Annotated in this window: 1 pseudogene; it reads left to right on the plus strand. The window is 57.8% G+C overall.

The annotated features are described in order from the left end of the window. A pseudogene (locus tag SB753_RS38325) lies at nucleotides 1-263 on the plus strand (gfo/Idh/MocA family oxidoreductase); the annotation flags it as partial.

The following is a 263-nucleotide window of genomic DNA, read 5'->3' on the forward strand; positions in this document are numbered from 1 at the left end:
GGTGACGACTATGCAATCCTCGGTGCGCACGGCGACAAGCAGCTGCTCGAACGGCTCGAAGTACCGACCCACTATTTGCGCCTGCCGGAATCGGATCTGCCTTCCGCCGTACTGGAGCTGGCAGAACTCTATTGGGCTTACGCGCACGACGTGACGAATGGCACACGTACTGCGCCGACTTTCGCCGATGCAGTGCATATGCACCATCTTATCGAAAGCGCACAGATCTCTTTTGCGTCGGGTGAGTTCGCGCAGTTGAATCC

Origin of the sequence: Paraburkholderia sp. SIMBA_053, assembly GCF_046534895.1 — a bacterium.
Lineage (GTDB): Bacteria > Pseudomonadota > Gammaproteobacteria > Burkholderiales > Burkholderiaceae > Paraburkholderia > Paraburkholderia caledonica.